We start from the raw sequence: 7,572 nt of genomic DNA on the forward strand, positions 1-7,572 counted from the left end.
TTCATGGTCGCTTTGACTGTAGTGACACTACAGTGTATTTCACTAGAGCATGACTACAGTGAGATCTGGGCGAGTTCTGGTGGTCGGCGGCTATGGCGCCGTGGGTGCGACGGTGACCTCCACGCTTGCCGACTGGTTCCCCGGCCGGGTCGTCGTGGGCGGGCGCGATGAGGTCCGGGCGCAGCAGCTCGGCGGGGTGCGCGTGGACGTCACGGACCCGGCTGACTTCCGACGGGTACTGACGGGCCTGGGCGGCGTGGTGGCGGTCGTCATGTGCGTGGAAGCGCCTGACGCCGGTATCGCGCGCATCTGCCTTGAGCGTGGCGTGCACCTGCTCGACATCGGAGCCACCAGGCGGCTGCTCGACGGCCTGGCGGACCTGCATGACGTGGCGGTGGGGAGCGGAGCCACGGCCGTGCTCAGCGTTGGCGTCGCCCCCGGACTGACCAACCTCCTCGCCCGCAGGGCGCATGAGGCGGTCGGCGGGGCGGAGCGCATCGACCTCACGGTGCTGCTGGGCGCAGGCGAGCGACACGGTGCCGACGCGGTCCGCTGGACGGTCGAGCACCTGGCCGAACCGACGACGGCCGGCCCGCTTCGCACCATGCTGCCCGGGTACGGGACGCGCACCGCGTACCCGTTCCCCTTCTCCGACCAGCACACCCTCTCCCGCACGCTTGGAGTCGGGCAGGTGACGACCCGCCTGTGCCTGGACTCGCGGCCGCTGACCACCGGGCTCTTCGCGCTACGGCGAGCAGCCCGCAGGTCGGCGGTGCGCCGAGCTCTGACGGGCCTCTTCACCCGGATCCACGTAGGGCGTGACGGCTTCGGTGTGCGGGCGGACGCCCACCGCGGCGACCTTCATGCGGCATACGCCCTCACTGGCCAGGCGCAAAGCCGCGTCACCGGACTGGTCGCGGCCCACGTTGCCCGAGAACTCCTCACAGGGTCGCTGCCCCTCGGGGTCCACCACATCGACCAGCTGCCCGCTCTGGCCTCGCTCCCGGAGTCCCTGGCAGAGCACGGAGTCGTCCTCCATCGCCTCGACGGGGAGCCGACGCGTTGACCAGGCCCCCCGTAACGCCTACGGCCGTCGTTACGGAGGCGGCAGACCGGCGGCGCCGCCCTCGTGGGAACCGCCACTGACCCCGCTGCCGCGGCTCCGGGGGTCCCTGCTGGCGGATCGGGCGGGTGCCCGTCAGCGGGTGCTCTTGGCGAGAAGCGGCAGGTCGTGCGCGAAGTCTTCGACGGTGGTGCCGCTGGTGTAGACGACGTGCGCCTTGTCGTCGGCGAGGAGGGAGGCGGCGACCTGGGCGCCGTGGGCGGAGGTGACGGTGCCGTCGTGGCGCCTCTTCGGGTCCTCGACCGAAATTCCGAGACTCAGCGCGGCCTTCTTTACCCGCTCCAGGTCTCCGGAGAGACCGGTGAAGTTGGGTCCGAACCCGGCCAGCCACTTCTTCAGACTCTCCGGGGTGTCCCGCTCGGGGTCGGTGGTCACGAACACCACCCGGACACTGTCACGGACCTCGGCGGTCTGCTTGGCCAGTGCGACGGAGATATCTCCCACGGTGGTCGGGCACACGTCAGGGCAGTTCGTGTATCCGAAGAACACGAGCGTCGTCTTGCCCGCGGTCTGCTTGCGCAGGTCGAACGGCTGCCCCGCGCCGTCGGTCAGGACCAGCTCGGGCTTGGCGAACGGGTTCTCCAGCGCGTTGCCGCGGTAGGGCGAGTTGCCGGCCGAGGTGAGCGCCACCGGCTTGTCCTGCCCGTGGTGAGGCGCCTCTGCCGTCCCGCAGGCGGTGACGGTTGCCAGAACGGCGGCGCATACGAGGACGGCGGCGGTCGTTCGTCCGGCGGGCAGGAGGGTTCGGGCACCGTGGTGACCTGGCGCCTGCGCAGCCGCAGTCCGGCGATACCGAACTTCCGCATCACCCGCCCGACACGCTTGTGGTTCACGCGCTCGCCGTCGTCGCACAGCTCGGCGGTGATCCGCGGGCGGCCGTAAGTGCCGTCCCACTCGGCGTGTACGGCCCTGATCCGCTCGGCGAGAGCGACGTCGGCCCGCTTCCGGGCGGCGCGGGCCGTGCGGCCGGCCCGCCACTTGTAGAAGCTGGAACGGGCGACCTCCAGCACCTGGCACAACCGCTTCACACCGAAGGCGCGGTGGTGGTCCTCGATGAACTGGCAGCGGTTGGTCACCAGCTCATCTCTTGTGCGAAAAACTTCGTCGCCTTACGGAGAATGTCCCGCTCGGTGGCGAGCTTCTGCATCTCCTTGCGCGCCGCTGCCGGCTCCCGGCGCAGGGCCTCGTTCTCGGCCTGTAGTTCCTCGGCCGTCGGCGGCGAATCCACCGTGTTCTTCTCCGTGCTCGTCGTACTTTCCCGGCCGCGCCGGGCCCGCTCGGCCCGCACCCAGTTACGCAGCGTCTCCCGGCTGATCCCCAGATCCTTCCCGATGCCCTCGAAGGTATGGCTCGGGTCCGACAGGTACAGCGCGACAGCGTCCGCCTTGAACTCGGGCGAGTAGACCTTCATCACCATAAAAGATGCCTCCTGCCCGGCCCCTGCCGGGGCCGGAGTCAGAGGTGTCCACCACTCGGGGACAGGTCCCGCCACGATGTTGTTGACGTTGACCGCTGCAGCCTCACCGTTGCGTAGGCCGCAGCCGCTCATGAGATCCACTACGAGTTTGAAGGCGTCGTCCCCCGCTCTGCGAAGCGTCTGGAGCTGGGCGGGGGAGGGGATGACGGCACGCTTGGGGTCGTACTGCGGTGGCTTGACGCCCAAGAGGGGGTTGCCGTCGAAGAGCCGCAGACGATGTGCGTCCAGGAGTATCGACTTCAGCTTGTCGTAGGCGTTCGACTGGGCTGCGAGGCCCACGCTGTTGCGTTCCATCGACCGGATGAAGCCGTCCACCACCTTGTGGTCGAAGGTGCTCATCCGACGGGTCGTGAGGGCGGGGAAGATGTGGTGCTGGAGGAGTGAATCGAGGTGGCTGAGGGAGGCCGCGGCAAGGTGACGCCGGCCGGCCTTCCACTCGGCGGTGTACTCCCGGAACCGCATCTGACCGTACTTCCCGATGCGTTCGCTCTTCGCCGTGTTCGCCGGAGCGGCCTTCTTCGCTTTGTGGACACTGGTCAGTCGACTGATGGCATCGTCTTGTGTCAGGAAGCCCGACTCCTCGACCTGGTTGCCACCGGGGCTCCTGTACCGGACCTTGTAGAAGTGCGGGCACTTCGCCCAGCGGGACGTGGGGTGCTCGCAGTCCTTGTAGTACGTGCCCATTCCTCGGGCGAGTGCCTTGGCCGCCATGCGCCTGGGACTCCTCGGATGCTGATGCTGACGGTTTGCTGACCGTCAGCGATCCGAGACCCACTTGACCTGCGAAAACGTTCCTGTGTTGCGACTTGTTCTAAAACTGGATCGGACGGTCCCAGGAGGACATCGCACAGGCCCGCGAGGACTGGATGAACGGCACCCGATTCGGCGAGGTCAAGGGCTACGACGGCCCTCCGCTTCCGGCCCCGGAGCTGCCCGCGACACCGCTGAAGGCGCGGGGGAGGGTGCGCTGAGCCGGGGCAGTGCCTCGGACCTGCGTCGGATGATCCGGCCTCATCGGTGATGAAGCGGTGCGTTCCTGCCCGAGTGTCCCGGCGGCGGCCGCACGGTTCTCGCCCGACGCCGGCGGCCGTGCGCTCCGGCATGCCCGCGTCCCGTTGCGGTGCAGCCGAGCGCGAGACCGCTCAAGCGGAGGTCGGACGGGGTCGGCTTCGGTGGGTGGCGTGACGGCCGGGCAGGTCGTAGGCCAGGGCGGCGGGAATGGCGTCGAACGCTTCCTCCACCCGTCGGGCGAGGGCCTTCGTGCCGCCGTGGCCGCGTTGCCTGCCGCCGCCGGGTGTGCGTCCGGCGACCCAGTTGCGGGCGCCGCAGCGCCAGGCGCTGAGGGCGAACTCGCCGAGGAGGCGCAGCCGGACGTCGTCGCGGCTGTCGATGCCGAGCCGTTCTTCGAGGAGTTCGACCAGGCGTTGCTGGGCTTTCATGGAGGACAGGATGCTGTGGTCGCGCAGGACGGGAGTGCCTGCTGCGAGTCGGCGCGTGCGCAGGAACCGCTGGTCCCAGTCGTCGGGCATGGAGAGGATGGCCGCGGTCAGGGCGGAGCGCAGTGCGTCGAGCGCGGGTTCGGTCGCGGTGCGTTGTGTGAAGTGGGCGATGCAGGCGTCCCAGAGGTCGTCCTCGGCGGCCATGGCGACGTCTTCCTTGGTGCCGTAGTACCGGAAGAAGGTGCTGCGGCCGATCTCCGCGTGCGCGGTGAGCTCCTCGAGCGTGACGCGGTCGAAGCCCCGGTCACTGAACAGGGTCAGTGCGGCGTCGGCCAGTGCGCGGCGGGTGCGCTGCTTCTTGCGTTCGCGCAGCGGCAGGGAACTGTCCTGAGGGTCGGTCCGTGTGGGGTCCACGGGGTCAGGTTACCGAACCTGCAGTCAGGCTTGAATGGTACTGGAGTCATATTGGAACGCATGGCAGGCTGATACTCAGTCTCAGTTCTTTGAGGTTCCGGGATCGGGCTTCGGCCTGCCCAGGACTCGGCGTGTGAGGAGAGTTGTCGTGATTCGGCGTACCGACGCGCCACCGGGCGTCCCCCGGACCGATACCCACACCACGGTGATCACCGCCAGTCACGTGCGCGATGCCCCGGCCCGACCGGCCGCAGCCGATGCGGCGGCGCGGGCACGGCGAACCGAGGCGTGGTCCGACGGACTGCCGAGCCGTTCTCCGTTCACGAGCATCGACGGGCACGCGTCGACGGCGCACGAGCAGTGGTGACGAAGGACGTGCCGCCGACGCCGGGATCACTCGCCGCCCACTTCCACACGAGCGTGGACGGCACGCGGGTGTTCAACGCCGCCGAGTGGAACGACGAGCACGCCCGCACCGACACCGCGGCCGCCCCGCAGCGTATCCGGAGCCGTATCACCGGGGACGCCCCGGGCGTGCGCCGCGGCGGCCGTCGATGCCGGCATCCGCACACTGCACTGGCTACGGGAGACGGGGACGATGCACGCTGACATCGCGAGGGAAGGCAGGCCGGCGGGGCGGGGAGCCCTGACGGTTCTGCTGCTCGCCTCCACGCTGGGAGTGATGGGCGGTGCCACGATCGCCCCGGTGATCGAGGTGATCCGGCAGGCGCTGGAGGTGGGCTCGACGGCGGCAGGGCTGGTGCTGACCTCGCACAGCCTGGCCATCGCCGTGGTCAGCCCACTGGTCGGCCGGATCACGGACCGCTTCGGTGTGCGAGTGCCGCTCGCGGTCGGGCTCGCGGTGTACGGGATCGGTGGGGGTGCCGGACTGGTCATTGATTCCTATCCCGTGCTGTTCGCCTCCCGGCTGCTTCTCGGTGCGGGAGCGGCGGCGGTGTTCACCTGCTCGACCGCCGCCCTGCTGGGCTTGTGCCGGGGCGGGATGCGGGACAAGGTGATGGGCTGGCGGACCGCCGCCACCACGGCCGGAGGGTTTGTGTATCCGCTGGCGGCGGGGGTGTTGGGAAACCACTCCTGGCATGCGCCGTTCGCGATCTACCTCATCGGCCTGCCCCTGGGGATCGCCACCCTGGTGGCTTTGCCCGGTGCCGGCGCGGTGAGCGATGAGCGCCAAGGACCTCGGGCGTCGCGCGGTGGTGCGCTGCGGCTGCTGCGCGAGAATCCTCTGATTCTGGGCCTGTGCGGACTGTGGGTGGCGACCACCGGCCTGATGATGGTGCTGGCCGTGTCGCTGCCCCGCCGCCTGGACCAACTGGGGATCCACGACACCCTGGTGGTCGCTTTGTACGGCACCGTGCTGGCATCCGGCGCGGCCGGCCTGATCGGTCTCACGTACGCCAGACTCACCGCACGCCTCGGGTACGCGGTGCTGATGCGGATCGCAGCCGCTTCATGGACCGCGGCGCTGCTGGTCTTCGCCGTCGCCGACCATGCGGCACTCCTGGTGCTCGTGCCGGTGCTCACCGGCATCGGCAGCGGTATCACCATGCCCACGCTGACAGTGCTGGTCGACCATGCTGCTCCACCGGAACAGCGTGGTACCGCGACTGCTGTCCAGGCCACCGCCCTGTTCGGTGGGCAGTTCGGCTCGCCCTTGGTGTTCGGGCCGCTGATCGACGCCACCTCCGTCACCACGGGCGCGCTGGTCGCCGCCGCCGGTACCGCAGGCATCCTCCTCGCCCTCTTTCGGCTCCCCGAACCCGTCCGGGCCGACGAGGAGCACGCAGACGAGGAGGCCGAGCCCGCGGCGGCGTGCAGGGACGAGAGGCGTTAGACCGAACCGGCTGCCCCCACGGGCTCCGCGAAGCGCTCCCGACGGACGCGGCCGGCCTCGCTTTTCCGGCAGGTTGGACCTCGTCCGCGGTGCCGGGGCCACGGCCGACGGGGGCCTGGCACCCGCAGCCATTGGGGCAAGGGACCGGCTGGAGCGAGACATCGTCCAGCCGTTCCAGGAGGCGGGGCACAAGAGAGGCTCGGCCCGTGAACGTGCCCTTCGGCTGTAGCCGCCTGCCTATGCGCCTTCGCCCAGGGCCCGGGACCGGGGGCCGGTGTTCCGGTGAGGCGGTGCACGGCCCGTGGAGCCGCGGCGGCCCTGCACTTCCGTCCCGGGCCACCGTCGCGCCACCCGTTGGATCGCGCCGCCTACGGCGCGGCAGGGCTTTTGCGTGCGACGTAGACGGTGTTGGTGGCGGTGCCGCCCTGGAGCGGATTGTCGAAGTCGACGACGTGGGCCTCCGACTCGGCGAACGCGTCGGCCAGTACGGTGCTGAAGTCGTTCTCGGGCGGATCGTTGGACCACAGTGCGAAGACGCCGCCGGGTCGCAGCCGGTCGGCGAGGGCGCGCAACCCGGCAGGCCGGTAGAGCGCCTCGTGACGGGGGTGCAGGACCTGACTGGGCGAGTGGTCGATGTCGAGCAGGACGGCGTGGAAGCGGCGGTCCGGGTCCTGCGGGTCGAGGGCGCCGCCCTCGCCCGCGCCGGCGAAGAAGTCGCCGTGGACGAGGCGGCAGCGCGGGTCGGAGACCAGGCCGGGGCCCAGTGGTACGAGGCCGCGCTCGTGCCAGCCGATCACTTCGGCGAGCGCGTCGACGACGATCAGCGAGCGCACCCGGGGGTCGTCGAGGGCGGCCCGTGCGGTGTATCCGAGGCCGAGACCGCCGACGGCCACGTCCAGTTGCGTGTCCGGCAGCGCCGCAAGGCCGAGGCGGGCGAGGGCGATCTCGCCCGCCGTGAAAAGGCTGGACATGAGGTACTCGTCACCGAGTTTCACCTCGTACACGTCCTCACCCGACCCTGGGTCGCGCCGGCGCCGCAGACAGATGTCACCCATCGGCGTCGGCTTCCAGTCGAGCTCGGCGAAACGCGCGCTCATCCCTGCTCCGTTCCTTGTTCGCTGCTGTTGCGTGTGGCGTTCCGCGTCGCCCACCCGGGGGTGGTGCCGGATCGTGCGGGTCTCGTCAGGCGTCGATGATGACGGGGATGATGAGGGGTTTGCGGCGGTAGGTGCGGAAGGCCCAGTTGGCGACCGTGCGGGCGATG

The 7,572-nt window shown here is 70.0% G+C and carries 6 protein-coding genes and 2 pseudogenes; 4 read left to right on the top strand and 4 right to left on the bottom strand.

Annotated elements, in window-relative coordinates; translation table 11 throughout:
• The first annotated feature begins 49 nt into the window (after positions 1 to 49).
• On the top strand, positions 50 to 1,066 hold the full coding sequence (locus tag AB0903_RS28710) for a saccharopine dehydrogenase NADP-binding domain-containing protein (RefSeq protein WP_366707633.1): 1,017 nt from the start codon (positions 50 to 52) through the stop codon (positions 1,064 to 1,066).
• A gap of 132 nt (positions 1,067 to 1,198) precedes the next feature.
• Here the strand turns inward: AB0903_RS28710 and AB0903_RS28715 are convergent, their stop codons facing one another.
• Together AB0903_RS28715 and AB0903_RS28720 are read right to left on the bottom strand one after the other, a co-directional pair.
• Entirely contained in the window at positions 1,199 to 1,753 is a 555-nt protein-coding gene (locus AB0903_RS28715; RefSeq protein WP_366707634.1) for an SCO family protein, read from the bottom strand.
• Positions 1,754 to 1,866: 113 nt separating this feature from the next.
• Positions 1,867 to 2,540 (bottom strand): annotated as a pseudogene (locus AB0903_RS28720) (IS3 family transposase); the annotation flags it as partial.
• Between the two features lie 866 nt (positions 2,541 to 3,406).
• Here AB0903_RS28720 and AB0903_RS28725 point away from each other — a divergent pair.
• Positions 3,407 to 3,571, top strand: a pseudogene (locus AB0903_RS28725) (pirin family protein); the annotation flags it as partial.
• Between the two features lie 171 nt (positions 3,572 to 3,742).
• Here the strand turns inward: AB0903_RS28725 and AB0903_RS28730 are convergent.
• Positions 3,743 to 4,453: a TetR family transcriptional regulator gene (locus AB0903_RS28730; protein WP_366707635.1), complete on the bottom strand. Its 711-nt coding sequence runs from the start codon at positions 4,451 to 4,453 to the stop codon at positions 3,743 to 3,745.
• A 363-nt stretch (positions 4,454 to 4,816) separates the two neighbouring features.
• On the opposite strand from AB0903_RS28730, the gene AB0903_RS28735 reads away from it, so the two are divergent.
• Positions 4,817 to 5,062 (top strand): hypothetical protein, encoded by a 246-nt coding sequence (locus AB0903_RS28735; protein ID WP_366707636.1) that lies wholly within the window; start codon positions 4,817 to 4,819, stop codon positions 5,060 to 5,062.
• Positions 5,052 to 6,308, top strand: coding sequence for an MFS transporter (locus AB0903_RS28740; protein WP_366707637.1), 1,257 nt, complete (start codon positions 5,052 to 5,054; stop codon positions 6,306 to 6,308). Before AB0903_RS28735 ends, AB0903_RS28740 begins: the two co-directional genes overlap by 11 nt.
• A 368-nt stretch (positions 6,309 to 6,676) precedes the next feature.
• Here AB0903_RS28740 and AB0903_RS28745 read toward each other — a convergent pair whose 3' ends face one another.
• Entirely contained in the window at positions 6,677 to 7,405 is a 729-nt protein-coding gene (locus AB0903_RS28745; RefSeq protein ID WP_366707638.1) for a spermidine synthase, read from the bottom strand.
• Positions 7,406 to 7,572: the final 167 nt, after the last annotated feature.

The sequence above is a fragment of the Streptomyces sp. NPDC048389 genome, assembly GCF_040706335.1.
Taxonomy (GTDB): domain Bacteria; phylum Actinomycetota; class Actinomycetes; order Streptomycetales; family Streptomycetaceae; genus Streptomyces.

Coding starts and splice junctions, on each gene's coding strand:
- AB0903_RS28710 (WP_366707633.1), top strand. CDS start 50: ATGACTACAGTGAGATCTGGGCGAGTTCTGGTGGTCGGCGGCTATGGC.
- AB0903_RS28740 (WP_366707637.1), top strand. CDS start 5,052: ATGCACGCTGACATCGCGAGGGAAGGCAGGCCGGCGGGGCGGGGAGCC.
- AB0903_RS28745 (WP_366707638.1), bottom strand. CDS start 7,405: ATGAGCGCGCGTTTCGCCGAGCTCGACTGGAAGCCGACGCCGATGGGT.